Origin of the sequence: Aquabacter spiritensis (assembly GCF_004346185.1) — a bacterium.
In the GTDB taxonomy this organism is placed as follows: Bacteria; Pseudomonadota; Alphaproteobacteria; order Rhizobiales; family Xanthobacteraceae; genus Aquabacter; species Aquabacter spiritensis.
The window spans coordinates 481,272-500,625 of sequence record NZ_SMAI01000001.1 but is presented as its reverse complement, the minus strand read 5'-3'; the positions used below and the strand labels follow the sequence as shown (position 1 = coordinate 500,625).

Here is a 19,354-nt window from a genome sequence, read left to right as displayed (position 1 = left end):
ATTGTCCCCGCCCGGGGACGCAGCATCCGCGCGCGATGCGATCGGGCGCCGCATCAGAGAGGGGCAGGACCCGGAGGCCAGGTCGGGTGGCCGAGCTGGCGTCCTCAGCGGAGCAGGGTTGTGGCGACAATATTGATCGTGGACGATCACGCGGTGAACCGCGAGGTTCTCGTCTCGCTGTTGAAGCATGGCGGGCATCGTCTGACCGAAGCCGCCGACGGCAGCGCCGCGCTTGAAGCCGCGCGCGAGGTGCCGCCGGATTTGATCATCTCCGACATCCTCATGCCCTCCGGCGACGGCTACGAATTGGTGCGCAACCTGCGCCGTGAGCCCGGTCTCGCGCGGGTTCCCGTCATCTTCTACACCGCGCATTTCAACGCGCCCGAAGCCATGAGCCTCGCCCGCTCCTGCGGGGTGCGCCATGTTCTGACCAAGCCCGCCGAGCCGGAGAAGATGCTGAGCACGGTCGAGTCCGTGCTCGCCGAAGGGGCCTTGAAGGTGGAGGAGATGAGCCCAGCCGCGCTCGATGAGCAACAGATGCGGGTGGTTTCCGACAAGCTAGCCGAAACCACCGGCGAACTGGAGCGCATGTCGAGCCGGTTGATGGCGTTGATCGAGATGAGCCTCCAGATCGCCGCGGAGCGCGAGCCCGACTCCCTGGTCCAGACCTTCTGCCGGTGGACGCGGGATCTGGTGGCCGCGCGGCACGCCATCGTCGCGCTCTGGTCGCACGGCGCGGATCCCGGCTGCCACATCGCCGTGAGCGGACTCTCCGACGAGGCCGCACAGGCTGTCGAGGCCGGCTTGATGAGCAGCGCGCCACAGCCTGCACCGCTTTCGGCGACAGGTCCGATGCGCCGCGCAGGACCGGTGGCGGACGCCGACCAGATGGGGTTGCCTTGGGCCTATCCGCCGGTGGGCGGGATGCTTGTGGTGCCGGTCCGCTCGCCGACCCGGCAGCTCGGCTGGGTGTGTGCCACCAGCAAGGTCGGGGGCGAGGCGTTTTCGGAGGAGGACGAGCGGCTGCTCGGCATCTTCGCCGCCTATCTCGCCCGGACCTTCGAGAATGATTGTCTGCTCAGCGAAGTGTCCGAGCGCACCCGGCGGCTCGAGGAGGAGATCGCGCGACGCAGCGAAAGCCAGTGGCGTGCCGAACTACAATATGCCATCGCCCACGTCCTGGCAGCGACCTCGCATATCGAAGATGCGGCGCCGGATGTGCTGAAGGTGATCTGCCAGAAAGCGGGCTTTACCTGCGGCGAGCTGTGGGAGGTGGTGGCGGATGACGCGCCACTGCGCCTTGTGGGGCTTTGGCACCCGGCGTCCGAGACCGCCGGAGCTTTCCTCTCGGCGACGCGCGCCGCCGCCTTCCTGCGGGGCGTCGGCATGCCGGGCCGCGCATGGGACCGCAGCGCGCCCGTCTGGATCCCCGATGTCCGCGCGGATCCCGGCTTCCTGCGCGGATTGACGGCGGCGGGCGCCGGCCTCCAGGCCGCCTTGGCCCTTCCGGCGCTCGTCGGAGGTCGTGTCGTCGGCATAATCGGCTTCTTCGGACCCAGCCTTCGGACGCCGGCCCCGGACTTGATCGACCTCTTCGCCACGATCGGCGGGCAGGTTGGCCAGTTTATCGAGCGACGGGCGCAGGAGCTGCAATTGAAACGGCTCGCCGCGCCCCGCACCCGCGAAGCGTGAGATCTGGCCGCGCCGATCAGGCCAGAGCCTCGACCCGCGCCACCCTCGGGACGTAAAAGCCGGGATGGGTACCCGCCGCGAACGCGTCGGTGATGCCCATGACGGTCTCCGCTCCGCCGAGGAGCAGATATCCGTCGCTCGCCATGCTCTTCGCGATCCGCCCCAGGACCGCCTCCTTGGTCGGCAGATCGAAATAGATCAGCACGTTGCGGCAGAAGACGATGTCGAATGTGCCGAGCATTCCAAACGGTTCGAGCAAATTCAGCTTGCGGAACTTCACCATGGTGCGAAGCTCTGGCGCGATCTGCCAGTTTTCGCCGGATTTGGTGAAATATTTCAGCAGCATCTGGATCGGCAGCCCGCGCTGAACCTCGAACTGATTGTAGATCCCCGCCTGTGCGCGTTCCAGGACTTCGGCGGAGAGATCCGTGCCGATGATCTCAACGGTCCGTCCGGCCAGAAGATGCGGGTTCTCGCGCAGGGTCATGGCGATCGAATACGGCTCCTGGCCGGTCGAGGCTGCGGCGCACCAGATGCGGATCGGGGTCGGCACCCGGCGGTTACGCACCAGGGCCGGGAGGATGTGCGAGGTCAACAAGTCGAACGGCTTGCGGTCCCGGAAGAACAGCGATTCGTTGGTGGTCATCGCCTCGACCACGGCATTGGCGAGGCCGGGCGTTCCCGTCTCGCGCAAGGCGCGGGCGAGGCGGCTGAAATCTTCGATGCCGAAGCGTCGCATCACCGGCTCGAGCCGGCTTTCCAGCAGATATTGCTTGTCGTCCGAGAGGACGAGGCCGGAGCGCGACTTCAGATAAGTGCGCAGAAAATCGTAGTCGTTCGCCGCGATCACGCCCGTCCTCCCGTCAATATGCGAGTGATCTTTCTGCCGATATCGCCGATCGGCAGGATGTCGGCGCAGGCCCCGGCAGCCACCACGGCGCCGGGCATGCCCCAGACCACGCTGGACTCTTCGTCCTGTGCGATCACGCTGCCGCCGGCCGCGCTGATGAGACGGGCGCCTATGGCCCCGTCCGAGCCCATGCCGGTCAGGACGGCGGCGAGGGTTCCCGCGCCGAACACCTCCGAGACGCTGCGGAACAGCGGGTCCACGGCCGGCTTGCAGAAGTTCTCCGGGGGGCCGTCATTGATGCGGAGCACGACCTCCTTGCCGGATCGGGCGACCAGCATGTGGAAGCCGCCCGGCGCAACGTAGATGTGGCCCGGAAGCAGCGGTTCGCCATCGGTCCCCTCGCGGGCCGGACGCCCCGAGGCGCGCGCCATGTGCTCGGCGAGGATCGCCGTGAAGGTCGCCGGCATGTGCTGGACGATCACCACCGGGACGTTGCCGATCGCCGGACCGATATCTGTGAACACCCGGGTCAGCGCCTGAGGCCCTCCGGTCGAGGACCCGATGGCGAGGATGGTGGGCGGCGTCATGGAATAGGGGCGCAGCTTCTCGTCCGGGCGGACCTTGCGGATCGCCGGGGCCGGCTGTGCCGCCACCGCGCGCTCCGCGACCGGCGCCGGGGCCACCTGTCCGATTGGCGGTCGAGGCATGCTGCCGCGATTGCGGCGGCGTGCGCCGAGGCTGCGCACCTTGGTGACAAGCTCGCGCTTGAAGGCTTCGGCGGCGGCCGGCCCCTGCGACGCATCGGGCTTCGGCAGATAATCCGCGGCGCCCAGGGTGAGCGCTTTCAGGCTTACCTCGGCGCCCCGCCGCGTCAGCGCGGAGGCGACGAGGACCGCGACGCCGGGCCGCCGCTCCAGGAACAAAGGCAGAGCGGTGAGGCCGTCCATGCCGGGCATTTCAAGATCGAGCACGACGACGTCGGGCTGCGTCTTCTGGACGTCGTCGGTCGCGAGGCGGCCGTTGGCGTGGGACGCGACCACCTGCAGGTCGCTGCCCGCATCGGTGAGCCATCGCACGACGAGGCCGCGGACCATCACCGAATCGTCAACCACCATCACCCGGATCGGTGGCGCAGCCTCCGGCGGATCGGAGGGGAGAGGGGCGCGGTTCATGCGTCCACCGTCGCGATCAGACCCACCTCGACAAGCTTGCGCTCCAAGATCTCGGCGTCGAACGGCTTCATGATGTATTCGTCCGCTCCGGCTTTGATCGCTGCGGCGATATGGGCCGGATCGGTCTGCGTGGTGCAGAAGATCACCTTGGGTGTCGTGCCGCGCGGCCAGCTGCGCAATTGGCGCAGCACTTCGATGCCGGTCATGCGCGGCATGTTCCAGTCGAGCAGGATCACGTCCGGCATGGCGATCGCGCAGGCATCGAGCGCTTCGGCGCCGTCGGCCGCCTCGCGGGTGTCGAACCCCCACCCTTCAAAGAAGCGCCGGGCGACCATGCGCACGACGCGGGAATCGTCAACAATCAGGCAGGTCTTCATCAAAATCACTCCGGTTCCGGGGGCGGCCGCCGGCCGGGTCCATCGACCCGCCGGCTCTCCCTCCCTGCGCTCAGGCGGCGATGCGACGTGTGGCGAGGCGCCCGAGAGCGCGTTCGACGTCCAAAACCAGCATCAGCTCGTCGGTCAGGCGGTGCACGCCGGTCACGAGTTCGGTCCAGCGCGGGTCGAGGTTGGACGGGTTCGGCTCGCGGTGCCCGGTTTCGAGCACCAGAACCTCGCCCACCTCGTCGATGATGAGGCCGAACGCCTCTCCCGACCGCTCGATGCCGACCGCCGTCACCGCGTCGGCCGCGCCGGAGAGCCCGAGCAGGCGTCGCATGTTCACCATGGTGACGATGCGACCGCGCAGGTTCAGGACGCCTTCGATCTCGCTCGGTGCCAGCGGCACGCGGGTGATGCGGTCCGGGGTGAAGACCTCGTGGACGATCTCGATCGGGACGCCGAACAATTGCCCGCCGATGCGGACGGTGACGTACTGAATGGTCTGGGGCGCGCGGTCCTGCGCCTCGTTCGAACGCGTGCTCATGCTGCTTCTCCCTCGGCTGCGCATGCGAATTCCTGAAGGGCGGAAATCAGACCGGGCCGGTCGAACTTCGCCACGCAATCGGTGAAGCCCGCGGCGCGGCCGCGCTGGATCGCCAGCCCGGGGTTGGCGGTCGCAAGGGCGATGATCGGCACCCGCGTCATTCCAAGATCGCCACGCACCGCTTCGGCGAACCGGAAGCCGTCCATGTCCGGCATCTCGACATCGCTGACGATGGCGTCGTAGCGCCGGTCGGAGGCGAGGCGCTCGAGTGCCTCGCGAGCCGATCCGCAGGCGGTGACGGCATAGCCGCGTCCGCGCAGGACGGGTTGGATCAACTCGCGGAAGAACGCGCTGTCATCGACCAGGAGCAGATGCCGCCGGCCACCCGCCGCATTGCGGTCGGTCTCCGGCTCGTCGACGAAGGCGAGATGGAGGAAGTGGCTGACGTCCAGGATCTCCGTCGCCCGCCCGTCGATGATGGCGCCGCCCAGCGCGTGGGCCGAAGCGGAGGCGAGTTCGAGATCGAGGCGGCTTTCCACGATGTCGACGATCTCGTCCACCGCGAGCCCCATGACGCGGCTGTCGTCCGAGAACACCAGCATGGGCTGGACGCCGGTCTTCTCGTAGCCGGTATCCCCGTCGGCCCGCACCACGGGAATGAGGCGGCCGCGATATTGGATGACGGCCCGGCCGTCGACCTGCTCGATACGGGTGCGGTCCAGTTCTTCGAGCCGGGTGACGAGGGAGAGCGGAACCGCCTTGATCTCCTGCGAGCCGGCGCGGAACAGCAGCAGAGAAACCGGAGCGTCCTCCGCCTCAGCGTTGGCCTGGCCGTTCTCTGCGGCTTGGCCGGCGAGGCTTTCGGACCGCGCCGCGACGTGCTGGGCGAGGCCGTTCGGATCCACGATCATGATGACGTGCCCGTCGCCGAGGATCGTGCTTCCGGAGACCAGGGTCACCTGCCGCAGGACGGACGCCATCGGCTTCACCACGATCTCCTCGGTGTGGGAGACGCTGTCCACGACGATGCCGAAACTCTCATTGCCGACCTGCATCACCGCGATCAGGCCGGTGTCGAAGGTGTCCTCGGACTGTTCGGGCACGAGGCCGAGGACGCGCCCCAGATGGACGATCGGCAGCAGGCGGTTGCGCAGGCACAGCACCGGGGCATCCTTCAGGCGGCGCACCGCATGCTCGGAATTGGGCTGGATCCGCACCAATTCCAGAACCGCATTCTGCGGCACCGCGCAGCGCTCGCCGGAGACCTCGACGATGAGGGCGGGCATGATGGCGAGCGTGAGCGGGATCTTGATGACGAAGGTCGAGCCCGAGCCGGCGCGCGACTGGACGTCCACCGTCCCGCCGATCGCTTCGATATTGCTGCGGACCACATCCATGCCGACCCCGCGTCCGGAGACGCTGGTCACCTTCGCCGCGGTGGAGAAGCCGGGATGAAAGATGAAGCGGAAGAGCTGGGTTTCCGACATCTTCGCCAGCTCGGCCTCGTCGGCGAGCCCGTTTTCCAGAGCCTTCGCCTTGATGCGGGCAATGTCGAGGCCCTTGCCGTCGTCGGAGATCTTGACGATGACGAAGCCGCCCTCGTGATAGGCCGACAGGCGGATCATGCCCTTTTCGGGCTTTCCGGCGCGACGGCGATCCTCGGGCATTTCGAGCCCGTGATCCGCCGAGTTCCGCACCATATGGGTGAGCGGGTCCTTGATCTGATCGAGGACCTGACGGTCGAGCTCGGTCTCGCTGCCGAGCATTTCCAATTCGACCTGCTTACCAAGTTCCTGGGCGAGGTCGCGCACGATGCGCGGCAGCTTCTGCCAGGCATTGCCGATCGGCTGCATGCGGGTCCGCATGATCGCGTCCTGCAACTCGCCGGTCACGTTGGAGAGCCGCTGCAGTGCGACCTTGTAATCATGGTCCTCGTTGCGGCGGGCGATTTCCAGGAGCTGGTTCCGGGTGAGGACCAGTTCCGACACCATCGTCATCAGATGTTCGAGGGTGCCGACATTGACGCGGATGGACTGGGCTGCGATCGAGCTGGTCGGGCTCGCATCGTCATCGCCGCGCCGCGCCGGGGCGGGTGCTCCGGCAGGTCCGGCCGGCACTTTGGCCTGCGGCGTCTCGACGGGTGTCTCGCGGAACACGCGCTCGAGCTCGTCGAGCGAGACCTCGCCCGGCAGCAGCTCGCGCTCGAGGGTCTGGATGAGCTTTCCGCCCGTCGGCGCGGCTTCGGTCCGGATCGGCGCGGGGACGAGCGACACGGGGTCTGCGGCCGGGGCGGCTATCGGCGCCTCGACGGCCACCGGCTGCGTCGCCATGGCGAGCAATTGGTCGATCAGGTCGGCGTCGGAGCCCTGCGGCTCCTGCCCCTCGCTGGCCTCGATGTCGCCGAGGATCAGCTTCACGCGGTCGATCGTCACCAGGACCAGGCTGACCGCCTCCTGCGTGACGGGAATGCCGTCGCGGAACTTGTCCATCAGGGTCTCGGCGGCATGGGCGAGCGCCGCGAGGCGCGTCAGGCCGATGAAACCGCAGGTGCCCTTAATGGTGTGAACCAAGCGGAAGATATTGTTCAGGATCTCGCGGTTGTTCGGGTCCCGTTCGAACTTGACGAGCTCGACGTCGGCCACGTCCAGGCTTTCGGTCGTCTCCGTCAGAAATTCACGCAGCAGATCATCCATGTTCGTCTCCAACGGTGTGACTGCAAGGCCAGGGAAGGCGTCGACTAAATTGGGGGGCGGTTCCTGCGCCATCTCGGGCCCGCCTCCCAGGTACGCCGGAGGGCGGGCGCACGGTCAGGGCGGATGGCGCAGGAACCTGGAGGAGACTCGGGCTCGGGCGGGTCCTGCCGGTTCCGCGCGATGTCCGTGCCTCCTCGTTCGTTGCGGCCGCAAAGGCCGAAGTGTGATCAGGCGGCGCGCACGCGCTCGACGAAGCTGTCGACCTGGGCGCGCAGGTTGCGAGCCTGAAGCGAGAGATCGGACGCCGAGCGCACGATCTCGCCGGAGACCCGGCCGGTATCCGCCGCGGCGGTGGACACCGTCGTGATGCTGGAAGACACCTCTTGCGTGCCCTGGGCGGCCTGATGAACGTTCTGGGCGATTTCACCGGTGGCGGCGCCCTGCTCCTCGATCGCGGTGGCGATCGAGGTCGAGATTTCATCGATCCGCCGGATGGTGCCGGAAATGCCCTCGATCGCCCGCACCACCTCGTTGGTTGCGCCTTGGACTGCAGCAATCTGCGAGGAGATTTCGTCTGTGGCTTTCGAGGTCTGCTCGGCCAGCGTCTTCACTTCCATCGCGACGACTGCGAAGCCGCGGCCGGCATCGCCCGCCCGGGCCGCCTCGATCGTCGCGTTGAGGGCGAGCAGATTGGTCTGGGCGGCGATGTCGGTGATGAGATTGACGACCTGGCCGATGCGCTGGGCGCTGCCGGACAAACCGCGCACCACTTCGGCGGTGTTGTTCGCCTGGTCGGTCGCTTCCCCCGCGATCTTGGCGGCGCTCGACACCTGTTGGCCGATCTCGCGAACAGAAGCCGCCAGTTCCTCCGCCGCCGAGGCGGCGATCTGCACGTTGCTGGTCGCCTGTTCGGCGGCGGCGGCGACCACGGTCGACTGACGGCTGGTCTCGTCCGCCGAAGAACTCATCGTGGCCGCGCTCGCCTCGAGCTGGGTCACGGCGGCTGCGACGGTGCGCACCACGCCGGAGACTTCGCTGTCGAAGCGCTCCGCGAGGTCGCGCATCGCCGCGCGCTTCTCAACTTCCATGCGCTCGGCGGCCGCGGCCTGTTCGGTGCGCATGCGATCCGCGTCCTTCAGTTCGCCCAGGAGGCGGCCGGCGCTGGTCCAGAGTTCGCCGACCTCGTCGCGCGCGGGATTGGCTTCGACCTCGACGTCGAGATTTCCCTCGGCCACCGACTTCAGCGTGTCCGACACCCTCTTGATGGGCCGACTCAGCGTCATCACGCCGATGAACAGCGCGATGCCGATGGAGAGAACGAGGCCGAGGATCGTGCCGCCCATGATCAGCGTCGCGGTCTGACGCGACAGCGTCTCGAAAGCCTGTCGCAGGGGGGTCAGCTCGTTCTGGACTTTCTCAATATAGCCGTCGAGGGAGGCCTGGAGCGCCTTGCGGTTCGCCCGGTTCCCCTCGTTATTGCCCTGCACGTTCGCGGCGGCAGCGCTGACCTCGGTGCCGAGACGCGCGGTCTCGGTGCGGAATTCCTGGAACTTGACGATGTTCGCGGCGAGGTCGTTCACGGCGGGGATGTCCGCCGGCGGCGTAACCGCGCGGATCTTCTCGACCGTCTCCCCCATGAGCTTCAGATTCTTGAGGATGGCGGGGGCGAATTTCTTCACCTCTTCGGGCGATTTCGACATGTAGACGCCGCGGGACTCCATCACCGTCGCCGTGATGAGGCCGTTCAATTCCTCCGAGAGGAAGGCGCGCTGCCAGGTCTGATCGAGCCTGGCGGACAGATCGCTCTGCTTGTTGAGGGCGTGCAGCGAAATTCCCGCCACGGTGACGGTCGAGATTCCGAGCAGGCCGACGATGGCATAAATTTTGTTGATGATCTTCACGATGCTCTCCGGAATGGGCTAGTGAGCGGATTTGGCAGGTTTTTCAGCTGCGTCGCCGCGTCCCGCAGGGGCGGTGATCTCCGACATCTTGCGGATATCGTTTTTGTCGATGTAGTTGATTGAATCGACAAGTACGTCCTGAATTACGTCTCCGTTGAACTTTTTATTTACATTAGACTTGATGTTGTCGAGCATTTCTTTGAGGTTGTACTTAGATAGCTTGCTCGTATCCATGCGGCCGTTGGTGTAGATTTCGTCGAACGCGGCGCTGGTGACGAAAGACTGGGGTTCGATGCGCAAAGCGTGGAGTGCGGCGGTGTCGGCCGTGAAGATCAGCTTGGCGATGACATAGCCGCGCACGGATCCGTCGATGATCATCGGCACGGTGACAGCCGGGGTGCGGCGATATTCGAGCCCGCCGGGATGGGCGCTGTCCGACTTGGAGGACGCCGCGCCGGCCGCCCAATAGGCGGCGCCGTAGCTGGAGAGCAGCGCGACCACGCAGACCCACAGGCCGATGGAAATGAGGCGCATCATGCCGGCCGCCCGCAGGTCGGGACGGTGGAATAGGTGCCGTCGGACTCGGCGTCGCGGATCGCGCCGCTGAGGATCTCACCAATCTCCTCGGCCGCCGCGAGATGGATGCCGAGAAGGCGGAGATTGTTGGCGAGCGCCTCCCGCACGTGCCGGATCTGCTCTGCGGTCGCCGCGTCAACACGGGGCGGAACGGCGCGCGCGATCCGGGTCAGTTCGAGCAGGCTGCGGCTCTTTCGGCGGCTGATCTCGGCGAAATCCAGCGGGGTGCGCGCGCGCAGGGCCTCGGTCTCCTCCTCGATCAGGGCGGCCAGACGGTCGAGCGCACTCGACAGGGTCGAGACACCATGCTGCGACTCGCCCGGCTGTGTCCGGGCGAGGCCGCGCTCGAACGTGGTGGGCAGGCGCGAAGGCGCGGTCTCCTCCAGCAAGAGCGGCAGGGCGAAGGGGGTGTCGTGGCTCATGACGGGCGCGCTCCGGCGGTCGAGGGTGCGCCGGCGATGCGGTCCGCGATGCCGATGCCGCCCGATTTCGCGACCTCGCCTGCGATCCGTTCGGCCAGCATCGAGCGCCAGATATTGCCGGCCGTGCCCGAGCCGAAGGTCGCCTCCGACTTCGCCGGCAGGAGGCTGTCGACGAAGCTTGAGAGGACCATCGCCTCGAAGCGGCGGTAGGGATCGGCTGCACTGGCGCCGCCCTTCTGCGAGAGCGCGGTGGCGTTGCGCAAAGCGAGGGAGGAGGACGCGCTGAGGCGGGGCATCGGATCGAGGGGAATTCTGGCGAGTTCCTCGCCGAAGCCTTCCGCGGGGGCGGGGGCTTGGGAGGATGCCGAGGCCTGCTTCAACTGTGCCGCGATCGCCTGTGCCCGCTTGGGGTCGGCGGCGTTGATCACGTCCAGGATCAGGTCAGAAGGAGGTTGAATGCCCATGTTTTCCGCGTCGAGGTTGTGGCGTATTCGACCCGGCCACTCTGCCGATTCAAGCTGGCGGCAGGCTTGCATCCCGCGCGCTGGCGATCCGATCGAGCAAGGCGTCGAGATCGGCCTTTTCCGCCTCGCGTGCCGCTTGCCGCTGAACGGCGTCGAGCCTCCGCTCGGCCTGCTTCATGCGGCGCGCTTCATCCTGCACGCGGGCGGACTGCGCGGCTTCGGCCGCGGCGAGCGTGTCGCGCGCCTGGGCGAGCCGTTTGAGGCGCCGGGCCGCGACCTCCACAAGGACGGGGCCGAGCGCATCGTCGGCGAGCGTCGCCATCACCGCGTCGCGGGTGCGGCCGTTTTCGGCGAGCTCCGACTGGAGCGCGCCGAGTTTCCATTCGCCGGAGCGGTGGAGCTGGGTTTGAAGGGCGAGGATCCGCCGGGCGCGGCGGGGATCGGCGGGGCTCATCCGTGCTCGGCCCATCCGGCGAAGGCGGCCAGAAAGCCGGCCAGCATTTCACCGATCGTCAGATAGAGCAGCAGCATTCCGCCCGCGGTGACGAACGGCATGGCGATGAAATAGACCGGGATCTGCGGCACCAGCTTGTTGGTGAGGCCGACCGCGAAATTCACGATCACCGCATAGAGGAAGAACGGACTTGTGATGCGCAGCGCCAGGATGAAGGTGGCGGAGGCCTGATCGACCGCGGCGGTCAGCATGCCGCCGGGGCGCATCCATAGGCCCGGCGGGATCTGGCTGTAGGAATCGGCGATGCCCCGCAGCAATTGCCAGTGCAGCCCCGAGATGAAGATCAGGGTGGTCGCCGTGAGGCCGATCAAGGTGGCGATTTCCGGCGCCGGCTCCTCCTCCGCGATCACTCCGCCCATGCCGGTGAAACCGATCAATTGGGCGACGGCGGCGAGCAGGGTCTGGAGCGCCATGAAAAAGATGCGGGCGAGGAGACCGAGGAGCGCGCCGGTCGTCAGCTCGGCGCCGAGCGCGGACAAGAGCCCCCCGACGGTGCCTGTCTCCGGCATTGTGGCGAGCGCAGGCGCGACCGCCGGCAGCATGGCGAGTGAAAGCGCGATCGCGAAGAACAGCCGGACCTGCATCGGCAGACGCGGGCTGGAGAAGCCCGGCATCAGCATCATGCAGGCGCCGACCCGGCAGAACACCAGGAAGGCCTGGAGGATCCAGGCCTGGACCTCGAGGGTCACGAGATCGTGCCCAAGGCGCGAATCTGGACGCCGCGGGCGATCTCGACATGCGAGAGCACCGGCAGGGCCGGGAACATGCGCTCGATGATCATGCGCACATAGGGCCGGCAGTCGGGGGCGGTGACGAGGACGAAGCTCCCGGTCTGTTTCATGCGCTCGCGGACCGCCGCCGAAGCCTCGGTGCCGAATTGTTCGACGAGGCGCGGGTCGATGTCGAATTCGATCACCTCGCCCTTGGCGTCGCGCTTCAGGCTCTCATGAAAGGTGAGGTCCCATTTCGCGCCGAGCCGCAGCACGTTGAGCATTCCGCCGTCGGAGAGGTCGCCGCAGATCTGCTGCGCCATCCGCATGCGAACATGCTCCACCACCTGTTCGGAGCGTCGGGCATGGGGCACGATCTCCGCCACCGCCTCGAGGATCAGATGCAGGTTGCGGACCGAGACGCGCTCCGCCAGGAGCAGCTTCAGCACCGCTTGAAGGCCCGAAAACGAAATTTGCGCCGGGCACATATCGTCGATCAGCCGCTTATATTCCGGATCCAGCCGGTCGAGCAGCACGCGCATGTCCCTGTAGGACAGGAGCTGGGGCAGATTGTTGCTGATCACCTCGCTGAGATGGGTCAGTAGGACCGACAGCGGATCGATCGGGGCGAAGCCCTCGCGCTTGGCTTCGCCGGCATAGGCTTCGGAGATCCACACCGCCTTCATGCCGAAGGCCGGCTCGCGCACCTCGTCGCACGGCACGTCGGGCTTGGCACCGTCGCCGACGACCACCAGAAGCTCGCCGATGCGCAACTCCTGCGTCGCGACGGCGGTGCCGTGCACCTTGATCTGATAGCTCTTGCTGGGGACGCCGAGATCCTCGCCGATCTTGATTTCGGGCACCACGAAGCCGTAGCGCTGGGCGAACTTCTTCCGCATCCGGCCGAGCCGGTGCGCGAGTTCGGGGGGATTGCGCAGCACGGCGCCGGCGAGCTGCTTGCCGACGGCGACCTCCATTTCGTGGGTCCGCAGCGAATCCTTGACCGAGTCCCGGGTCTCGGCCGCCACCTGGTCCTGCTTGGCTTTTTCGGCTTCCGCGGCGACGGCCTGCTCGCGGGCGAGCTGGCGCGGAATGGCATAGCCGATGAAGGCGAGACATCCGCCCAGGGAGGCAAACGGGATCAGCGGCAGGCCCGGCACCAAAGCGAGGCCGAACATGAGCGCGGCGGCCACGAACAGGGCACGCGGATAGGCGCCGAGCTGGCTGAAAATCGCCTTTTCCGCCGAGCCGCGCGTGCCGCCCTTCGACACCAGGAGGCCCGCGGCCAAAGAGACGATCAAGGCCGGGATCTGCGCCACCAGCCCGTCGCCGACCGACAGGCGGGTGAATATGTCGGCGGCTTCGGAGAGCGGAAGGCCATGGCGGGTGACGCCGATGATGATGCCGCCGAAAATATTGACCGCGATGATGATGAGCGAAGCCACCGCCTCGCCGCGGACGAATTTCGACGCGCCGTCCATCGAGCCGAAGAAGGAGCTTTCCTCCTCCAGCTCGGAGCGCCGCTTCTGCGCCTCCTTGTCGTTGATGAGGCCGGCATTGAGGTCGGCGTCGATCGCCATCTGCTTGCCGGGGATGGCGTCGAGGGTGAACCGTGCGCCGACCTCCGCGATGCGGGTCGCGCCTTTGGTGATGACGAGGAAATTCACCGTCACGAGGATCAGGAAAACGACGATGCCGATGACGAAGTCGCCGCCCATCACGAGCTGGGAAAAGCCATGGATGATGTGGCCGGCCGCGGTGACGCCGTCACCGCCATGGGCGAGGATCAGGCGCGTCGTGGCGATGCCGAGGGCGAGCCGCAGCAGGGTCGCGATCAGCAGCACGGTGGGGAAGGAGGAGAATTCCAGCGGCTTGCCGATCCACAGGGCGACCATGAGGATCAGCACCGACAGCGCGATCGACAGGGCAAGGCCGATATCGATCAGGAAGGGCGGAATCGGCAGGAACAGGATGGCGAGGATCGCGACCACGCCGACCGCGAAGCCGATGTCGCGCCGCGATGCGCGCGCGGCGGGCGTCGGGGACAGGGAAATCTCGCTCATGCTTCGGGTCTCTGGCCTTACGACGCCGGTCGCGGTCGGTGCGGGTATGTCAGTTGCGATGCAGTTCGGTCGTCAGGGCGGTCTCTAGAATCCCGTGCTGATGCGGCCGTAGACCTGCTCGGTGAAGGCGAGGATCTGGCCGCCCATGAAGGAGCCGGTCAGTGCCGCCACGCCGAGGACCGCGAGGATCTTCGGGATGAAGGTCAGCGTGACCTCCTGCACCTGGGTCAGCGCCTGGAACAGCGCGATCAGAATGCCTATCAGCATCGCGGCGGCGACGGCGGGGCCGGCGGCCACGAGGATGGTCCAGATCGCCGACTGGACGATATCGAGGGCGTCGACCTCGCTCATGGCTCAGGCGAGGCTCACGCCGTCTCCGAGCGTCACCTCGCGGCCGTCGGCGAGGACGGCAACGGGCGCGTCGGAGGTGATCCGCACGGACGCCACCGCGCCGGAGACCGTGCCGTCGGCGCTCGTCACCGTGCGGCCGATCGCGGCGTCGGCATTCTGCAGAGCGGAGGCGGTCAGCAGCGAATCGAGCTTGCTGTTGGCGGCCACACTCTGCTCGACCTGCGAGAAGGAGGCGAGCTGCGCGAGATATTGCGTCGAATCCATCGGCTTCGACGGATCCTGATTTTTCAGCTGGGTAACCAGGAGCTTGAGAAAGGCCTCGTAGTCCGCGGTCTTCGGTTGGGATTTCGCCGCGGATGCCGGGTTTTGGCCGTTACCGGACGTGGTGCCGATGGCTGCGGTCATAGGGCGCTCTCCAGGAGGGTCGGGCGCGGCCGGCGGTCGGCCGGAGCGGTCGGCGGGCCGCGGTCGGTGTGCAGGATGGAATCCTCCAGCAGGAACAGCGGGCGGATCACGCGCAGCGCCTCGAACAGGCGGTTGCGCTCGATCAGGAGCCCGACTTGGGCCAAGGCCGCCACCATTCCGTCGCTCTCGAACACGGTCATGAGCGAGGCGAGCTGGCGCTGGAACAGCGCGTGTGCCGCCTCCGCATTGCGCGGGTCGATCAGCATGGTCTGGACGGCGAAATAGAGCTGGCGCAGCGGGGTGGTCGTGTCCTCGACCTGGAGGACATGGCTCTCGAGAAGGAAGGTGACGTCGTTCAGCAGTTCGATCGTCACCTTGCGGTCGACGCGAATCACGGCGCCGTTGAGGAAGATGCGCTCCCCTGCCTTGAGGCTGATCTGCATCGGTTTGCTCATTGGAGGCCATTCCGGATGGTGCGGGTGACGTCGATCAGGCCGGACAGGTTTTTCGAGCGCTCATGCATGATCTGATCGGCCTCCTTGATCACCCAGAGGCCGATCGAAATGAGATTTCCCTTCACCTCGTCGGCGAGTTCGTTGCCGGGATCCGCGAGGTCCTTAATGAGGAAGCCCCACAGCTTCTGAAGATAGAGAATGGCCTGGGTGGCCTCGGCGGAGCTCGGTCCCCGCATCTGGGCGAGCGACAGCAGTTCGATCGCGTAATCGAGCGCCTGCCGCTCCTGTTCGCGAATTTCGCTGCTCGCGTCGTTCGAGATTTCTGCGTAGGAAATCCGGTACATGTGACCTCCGCCTCGCCGCTATACGTAGTTCATGATCGAGAGTTTCAGCATTCGGGACGTCAGCGCGTAGGACATCTCGATCTGCGTCGTAATTGTGTCGAGGCGGGTCTTCGCCTCGGCCGGATCCACCGCCTCGAGCACCGACAAGCGGGTCGAGGACACGTCGCCGGCGGCCTGCATCAGCGTGTTGGCCGCATCGATCCGGTGCTGGGCGGTGCCGAGCCGGCCGGAAATTCCGGAAAGCTCGGAGATCGCCGCGCCCGTCATGCTGCGCGCGCTGTCGAGCACGCTCTGGAGCGTCGCCGCGGAAAGCTTGGTGGTTCCGAGCTCCCCGACCATGGTGAATGCCATGGCGAGCTTGCGCATGGCTGTCTCGTTGGCGCTGACGGAGGTTTCCACCGTCTCGCTCGGGGCGATCAGGCTGGTGCGCGCCGTGTCGGAGGCCTGCGACCAGTTCGCGCTCCAGGCCGCATCGTCGAAGGCGGCGGCGAACTCGGTCGCGAGAAAGTCGCGCATATCGGCCGGGCTGATCGCCGCGACCGCGGGGTCGCTCTGCGGGTCGGCCGGGTCAAGGCCGAAGCGGGCCGCGAAGGCGGCGTCGATCGACGCCTTCGGTCCGCCGGCATAGTCGCTCATCGGCTTGGTGCCGCTGGCCTGTCCGCCGAACAGATAGCGCCGGCCGTCGCTGGTGTTGAGCGTCGCGGTGAGCGCGGCGAGGCCGGTGCGGGCGTGCTGACGCAACACCGTCGCGGCGCCGTCGGCGGCCTGGATGCCCACCAGTTTTTCCATGAATTCGTTGGCGCCGGACGTGATGTCGTCGAGCGCCGCCTGGGTCCGGTCGAGCTGCGCGGAGGCGATGGCATTGCCGTCGGCGAGCGCCTTGAGGCGCGTCTGCTCGATGCGCAATGCGATGGTCTCGCCGGTGCCGACGCCGAGGTCGAGGCCGACATCGGCCCGCCGCCCGGTGGTGAGCTCCACATTCGCCTTGGCGAGCGCCTCCTGGAGCCGCGGCAAGGCCGCGCGCGGCGCATTGTGAAGCGTGTGGGTGGAGATGAAAGTGGTCTTCACCGGATCACCTGATGGCCGCGAGGAGGCTGTCGAACAGTTGGTTGATGATCGCCATCAGCTTCGAGGAGGCCTGGAAGCTGTGTTCGAGTTCGAGCTGATGGGCATATTCCTCGTCCATATTGACGCCGGTCGCGTTGGACAGCGCATTGGAGGCATGGGAAAGCAGCGCCCCTTCGGTTGCCGCAGAGGTCGTGGCGGCTTGGCGCTGAGCCGAGAGCCACCCGGCGGAGGCGGTGCTGTATTCGATCAGGCTGGCCGAGGTGGCGATGTCGCCCGCGGCATCGAAGCTGCGCCCCGCCGTCAAAGCGTCGGACAGCGCCTGGAGGCGGTCGGGAAAGCCGGGATCTCCGGAGGCATTGACCACGTAATCGCTGCCATTGATGCCGCCGTCGCGCAGGAGGCTGGGCGAACCGCCTTTGGCGGGATCAGCCGCCGCTGCGACGGCGAGGCGGCGGGCGAGGCCGGGCGTCGCTTCGGCTGCAAGGTCGGCATCGCCGACGGTGAACAGGCCCGGGCGGGTCGGCGCCGAGGCGGAGGTCTCGGCGAAGCTCGCGATCAGGCCACGCGCGGTCTCGTCGAGCTGGGTCTGGTAGGTGAGGGCGACGCTGTCGCGCAGCGTGGTCAGCCCGGCGAGGCGACCGGAGGCGAGCGGCATGGTCGCGGCATCGCCGGTGACGGCGACGCCGTCGACGAAGACGCCGTTCCCCACGGTCTGTGCATCGAACACCGGGGTCGATTGGAAGGTCACGGTACGCGCCGTTGTTTCGAACAACGTGGCGCCGCTGTCGGAATAAAGCACGAGATCGTTGCCGGGCCGCATCACGGCCGACACGCCCATTTCCTCCGAAATCTGGGAGACGATGGCGTCGCGCCGGTCGAGCGCGTCGGTGACGTCGCCGCCCACTGCCGTGCCCTTGATGACGGCGGAGTTCTCCACCCCGAACTGCTTCAGCAGATCGTTCACGCGCGCGACCGAGCGCACCATGGACTGGTCGGCATCGCGCCGGAGAGTGAGGACGGCCTCGGCGGAGGCATGGAGGCTGGCGGTCAGGTCCTGCGCCGCGGTGACGAGGGCCGAGCCGAACGCCGGTTCGTCGGGTGCGTTGCGGTATTGCACCAAGGCATCCGAGAGCGCGCCCAGGCGCGCGGCGGGAGCAGTCTCGCCACCGGGATCGCCGACCGCGGCCTGCAGCCGGTCGAGCCCGTCCTGCACGGCCTGACGCTCGGCAGTGCGCGACGTGGCGGTGATCATCCGCGTGTAGAGCGCGGCGTCGCTCGCGCGCGAGATCTGGACCACGGTGGCCCCGCCCGCGGCGGAGGTCGTGGTGACCGCGATCTTGCGCGAGGTCGAGGGATCGCCGGCTCCGGCAATGTTGCGTGCGCTCGCCTCCACCTGGGCGGAGGTGGTGAGGATCGAGGAGCGCGCCGTGTTCAGCGCCAGCGAAAGGCTCATTGTGACTTCCCGGTTCCGTTCGCGGCGGCCACTGCGCTCAGCGCTTCAGATTCATGAGGACGTCGAGCAGTTCGGAGCCGGTCTGGAACACCTTGGAGTTCGCGGTATAGTCGCGCTGCGCAACGATCATCTCGGTGAGCTCGGCAGCCATGTCGACATTCGACTGCTCGGTGGCGCCGGAGACCAGCGTTCCGAGGCCGGCCTCGTTCGGGAAGCCGATCTGAACGCCGCCGGATTCCGCCGTTGCCTCGAACACGTTGCCCGCCTTCGGCGCCAACCGGTCGGCGCTCGCGACGCTGGCGATGGGGATCTGGAAGATCGGCGTCGAGCGTCCGCTCTCGTCGATCGCGAACACGATCCCATTATTGTCGATGCTGACGCTCGAGACCGGGCTCGGTCCGTTGCCGTCGACCGTTGCGGTGAGCGGCGTGTAGTCGGACGCGAGCTGGGTCATGCCGGAAATGTCGAACTCGAGGGGTTGGCCGCCGGGCACCGTGAGCGCGAAGGTCGGATCGGAGGCGAGAATGCCCATGTCGTCGAAAGTGAGGGTCTGGCTCGAGAGGGCGGCGGCCGCATAAGGGAAGCCGCCGCCGGCCGGGGCGTCGGCGCGGTCGAACACCGTCATTTCCCACGTCGCCGGACCGTCTGCGGTCTTGGTGAGATAGATGTCGAGCACGACGCTGTTGCCGAGATTGTCGAAGGCCGTCATCGAGGACTTTTCAGAGAAGGTCGCGCCCGCCGCATTTCCAGCCGGCGTCGCGCCCGCGGCGATGTCCGCCGTGGCGGGCAGATTGGCGGCGAAGGCGCCGACGCGAGACGGATTGGCGGCAAACTTGGCGGCGCCGAGATTGACCGGCTCCAGGCCGCCCGCGCCGTTCAGCATCACGTCGGCGGGCCCCTGCGAGATGTCATAGCCCATCAGCGCGAAGCCGGCATTGTTGACCAGGTTGCCGGTCGAGGCGTCCACGGCGAAGGAGCCGGCACGGGTCAGATAGGGCTGGCCGATCGGATCTTGCACCATGAAGAAGCCATTGCCCTGGATGGCGAGATCGGTGGAGGAAGTGGTGTAGTTCAGCGCCCCCTGCTGGCTGACGGCGTAGCGCACGTTGCTCTTGACCGCGCCGGAATCGTAGGAACCCGGGCCGCTGTCGAGCAGCAAGGACGAGAATTCTGCCGTCGCGCGCTTGTACCCGGCGGTGCCGGAATTGCCGATATTGTCGGCAATGGTGCCGAGCTTGTTGGACTGCGCGGTCATACCCGAGACGCCGGTGCGCAGCATGCCGTAAAGACTCATATC

At 67.1% G+C, this 19,354-nt stretch carries 20 protein-coding genes; 1 reads left to right on the top strand and 19 read right to left on the bottom strand.

Annotated elements, in window-relative coordinates:
* Positions 1-120 precede the first annotated feature (120 nt).
* The gene (locus EDC64_RS02430) at positions 121-1,692 is read left to right on the top strand and encodes a response regulator (protein WP_132029479.1); all 1,572 of its coding nucleotides are present in this window, start codon (positions 121-123) and stop codon (positions 1,690-1,692) included.
* A gap of 16 nt (positions 1,693-1,708) precedes the next feature.
* On the opposite strand, the gene EDC64_RS02425 is transcribed toward EDC64_RS02430, so the two are convergent.
* From EDC64_RS02425 to EDC64_RS02330, 19 genes are all read right to left on the bottom strand, one after another.
* Positions 1,709-2,542 (bottom strand): CheR family methyltransferase, encoded by an 834-nt coding sequence (locus EDC64_RS02425; RefSeq protein WP_132029477.1) that lies wholly within the window; start codon positions 2,540-2,542, stop codon positions 1,709-1,711.
* The gene (locus tag EDC64_RS02420; RefSeq protein WP_207915867.1) at positions 2,539-3,714 is read right to left on the bottom strand and encodes a protein-glutamate methylesterase/protein-glutamine glutaminase; all 1,176 of its coding nucleotides are present in this window, start codon (positions 3,712-3,714) and stop codon (positions 2,539-2,541) included. The genes EDC64_RS02425 and EDC64_RS02420 overlap by 4 nt, the downstream gene beginning before the upstream one ends.
* The gene (locus tag EDC64_RS02415; protein ID WP_132029475.1) at positions 3,711-4,091 is read right to left on the bottom strand and encodes a response regulator; all 381 of its coding nucleotides are present in this window, start codon (positions 4,089-4,091) and stop codon (positions 3,711-3,713) included. Before EDC64_RS02415 ends, EDC64_RS02420 begins: the two co-directional genes overlap by 4 nt.
* Positions 4,092-4,161: 70 nt before the next feature.
* On the bottom strand, positions 4,162-4,638 hold the full coding sequence (locus EDC64_RS02410; RefSeq protein WP_132029473.1) for a chemotaxis protein CheW: 477 nt from the start codon (positions 4,636-4,638) through the stop codon (positions 4,162-4,164).
* Complete coding sequence (locus EDC64_RS02405; protein ID WP_132029471.1) at positions 4,635-7,331, bottom strand: hybrid sensor histidine kinase/response regulator; 2,697 nt, start codon at positions 7,329-7,331, stop codon at positions 4,635-4,637. Before EDC64_RS02405 ends, EDC64_RS02410 begins: the two co-directional genes overlap by 4 nt.
* 227 nt (positions 7,332-7,558) lie before the next feature.
* Positions 7,559-9,232 carry a methyl-accepting chemotaxis protein gene (locus tag EDC64_RS02400; protein ID WP_132029469.1) on the bottom strand — a complete coding sequence of 558 codons (1,674 nt, stop codon included), beginning with the start codon at positions 9,230-9,232 and terminating at the stop codon, positions 7,559-7,561.
* Between the two features lie 18 nt (positions 9,233-9,250).
* On the bottom strand, positions 9,251-9,769 hold the full coding sequence (locus EDC64_RS02395; protein ID WP_132029467.1) for a hypothetical protein: 519 nt from the start codon (positions 9,767-9,769) through the stop codon (positions 9,251-9,253).
* Entirely contained in the window at positions 9,766-10,230 is a 465-nt protein-coding gene (locus EDC64_RS02390) for a hypothetical protein (protein WP_245504490.1), read from the bottom strand. Before EDC64_RS02390 ends, EDC64_RS02395 begins: the two co-directional genes overlap by 4 nt.
* A complete protein-coding gene (locus tag EDC64_RS02385) occupies positions 10,227-10,694 on the bottom strand; it encodes a rod-binding protein (protein ID WP_132029465.1) in 468 nt (155 codons plus the stop codon). Before EDC64_RS02385 ends, EDC64_RS02390 begins: the two co-directional genes overlap by 4 nt.
* A 49-nt stretch (positions 10,695-10,743) precedes the next feature.
* On the bottom strand, positions 10,744-11,148 hold the full coding sequence (locus tag EDC64_RS02380; protein WP_132029463.1) for a hypothetical protein: 405 nt from the start codon (positions 11,146-11,148) through the stop codon (positions 10,744-10,746).
* Positions 11,145-11,897 carry a flagellar biosynthetic protein FliR gene (locus EDC64_RS02375; protein ID WP_245504489.1) on the bottom strand — a complete coding sequence of 251 codons (753 nt, stop codon included), beginning with the start codon at positions 11,895-11,897 and terminating at the stop codon, positions 11,145-11,147. The genes EDC64_RS02380 and EDC64_RS02375 overlap by 4 nt, the downstream gene beginning before the upstream one ends.
* Positions 11,894-13,981, bottom strand: a complete 2,088-nt coding sequence (flhA, locus tag EDC64_RS02365) for a flagellar biosynthesis protein FlhA (RefSeq protein WP_132029459.1) — start codon at positions 13,979-13,981, stop codon at positions 11,894-11,896. Before flhA ends, EDC64_RS02375 begins: the two co-directional genes overlap by 4 nt.
* Before the next feature lie 84 nt (positions 13,982-14,065).
* Positions 14,066-14,332 carry a flagellar biosynthesis protein FliQ gene (fliQ, locus tag EDC64_RS02360; RefSeq protein ID WP_132029457.1) on the bottom strand — a complete coding sequence of 89 codons (267 nt, stop codon included), beginning with the start codon at positions 14,330-14,332 and terminating at the stop codon, positions 14,066-14,068.
* Between the two features lie 3 nt (positions 14,333-14,335).
* The gene (flgD, locus tag EDC64_RS02355) at positions 14,336-14,737 is read right to left on the bottom strand and encodes a flagellar hook assembly protein FlgD (protein ID WP_132029455.1); all 402 of its coding nucleotides are present in this window, start codon (positions 14,735-14,737) and stop codon (positions 14,336-14,338) included.
* Positions 14,734-15,192, bottom strand: a complete 459-nt coding sequence (flbT, locus tag EDC64_RS02350; RefSeq protein ID WP_245504488.1) for a flagellar biosynthesis repressor FlbT — start codon at positions 15,190-15,192, stop codon at positions 14,734-14,736. Before flbT ends, flgD begins: the two co-directional genes overlap by 4 nt.
* Positions 15,189-15,536 carry a flagellar biosynthesis regulator FlaF gene (gene flaF, locus EDC64_RS02345; RefSeq protein ID WP_132029453.1) on the bottom strand — a complete coding sequence of 116 codons (348 nt, stop codon included), beginning with the start codon at positions 15,534-15,536 and terminating at the stop codon, positions 15,189-15,191. The genes flbT and flaF overlap by 4 nt, the downstream gene beginning before the upstream one ends.
* An 18-nt stretch (positions 15,537-15,554) precedes the next feature.
* A complete protein-coding gene (locus tag EDC64_RS02340) occupies positions 15,555-16,604 on the bottom strand; it encodes a flagellar hook-associated family protein (RefSeq protein ID WP_132029451.1) in 1,050 nt (349 codons plus the stop codon).
* 4 nt (positions 16,605-16,608) lie between these two features.
* Complete coding sequence (flgK, locus tag EDC64_RS02335) at positions 16,609-18,057, bottom strand: flagellar hook-associated protein FlgK (RefSeq protein ID WP_132029449.1); 1,449 nt, start codon at positions 18,055-18,057, stop codon at positions 16,609-16,611.
* Between the two features lie 37 nt (positions 18,058-18,094).
* Complete coding sequence (locus EDC64_RS02330) at positions 18,095-19,351, bottom strand: flagellar hook protein FlgE (RefSeq protein WP_132029446.1); 1,257 nt, start codon at positions 19,349-19,351, stop codon at positions 18,095-18,097.
* Between the last annotated feature and the right edge of the window lie 3 nt (positions 19,352-19,354).

Coding starts and splice junctions, on each gene's coding strand:
- EDC64_RS02420 (WP_207915867.1), bottom strand. CDS start 3,714: ATGAACCGCGCCCCTCTCCCCTCCGATCCGCCGGAGGCTGCGCCACCG.
- fliQ (WP_132029457.1), bottom strand. CDS start 14,332: ATGAGCGAGGTCGACGCCCTCGATATCGTCCAGTCGGCGATCTGGACC.
- EDC64_RS02385 (WP_132029465.1), bottom strand. CDS start 10,694: ATGGGCATTCAACCTCCTTCTGACCTGATCCTGGACGTGATCAACGCC.
- EDC64_RS02390 (WP_245504490.1), bottom strand. CDS start 10,230: ATGAGCCACGACACCCCCTTCGCCCTGCCGCTCTTGCTGGAGGAGACC.
- flgD (WP_132029455.1), bottom strand. CDS start 14,737: ATGACCGCAGCCATCGGCACCACGTCCGGTAACGGCCAAAACCCGGCA.
- EDC64_RS02415 (WP_132029475.1), bottom strand. CDS start 4,091: ATGAAGACCTGCCTGATTGTTGACGATTCCCGCGTCGTGCGCATGGTC.
- flhA (WP_132029459.1), bottom strand. CDS start 13,981: ATGAGCGAGATTTCCCTGTCCCCGACGCCCGCCGCGCGCGCATCGCGG.
- flbT (WP_245504488.1), bottom strand. CDS start 15,192: ATGAGCAAACCGATGCAGATCAGCCTCAAGGCAGGGGAGCGCATCTTC.
- EDC64_RS02405 (WP_132029471.1), bottom strand. CDS start 7,331: ATGGATGATCTGCTGCGTGAATTTCTGACGGAGACGACCGAAAGCCTG.
- EDC64_RS02380 (WP_132029463.1), bottom strand. CDS start 11,148: ATGAGCCCCGCCGATCCCCGCCGCGCCCGGCGGATCCTCGCCCTTCAA.
- flaF (WP_132029453.1), bottom strand. CDS start 15,536: ATGTACCGGATTTCCTACGCAGAAATCTCGAACGACGCGAGCAGCGAA.
- EDC64_RS02410 (WP_132029473.1), bottom strand. CDS start 4,638: ATGAGCACGCGTTCGAACGAGGCGCAGGACCGCGCGCCCCAGACCATT.
- flgK (WP_132029449.1), bottom strand. CDS start 18,057: ATGAGCCTTTCGCTGGCGCTGAACACGGCGCGCTCCTCGATCCTCACC.
- EDC64_RS02395 (WP_132029467.1), bottom strand. CDS start 9,769: ATGATGCGCCTCATTTCCATCGGCCTGTGGGTCTGCGTGGTCGCGCTG.
- EDC64_RS02330 (WP_132029446.1), bottom strand. CDS start 19,351: ATGAGTCTTTACGGCATGCTGCGCACCGGCGTCTCGGGTATGACCGCG.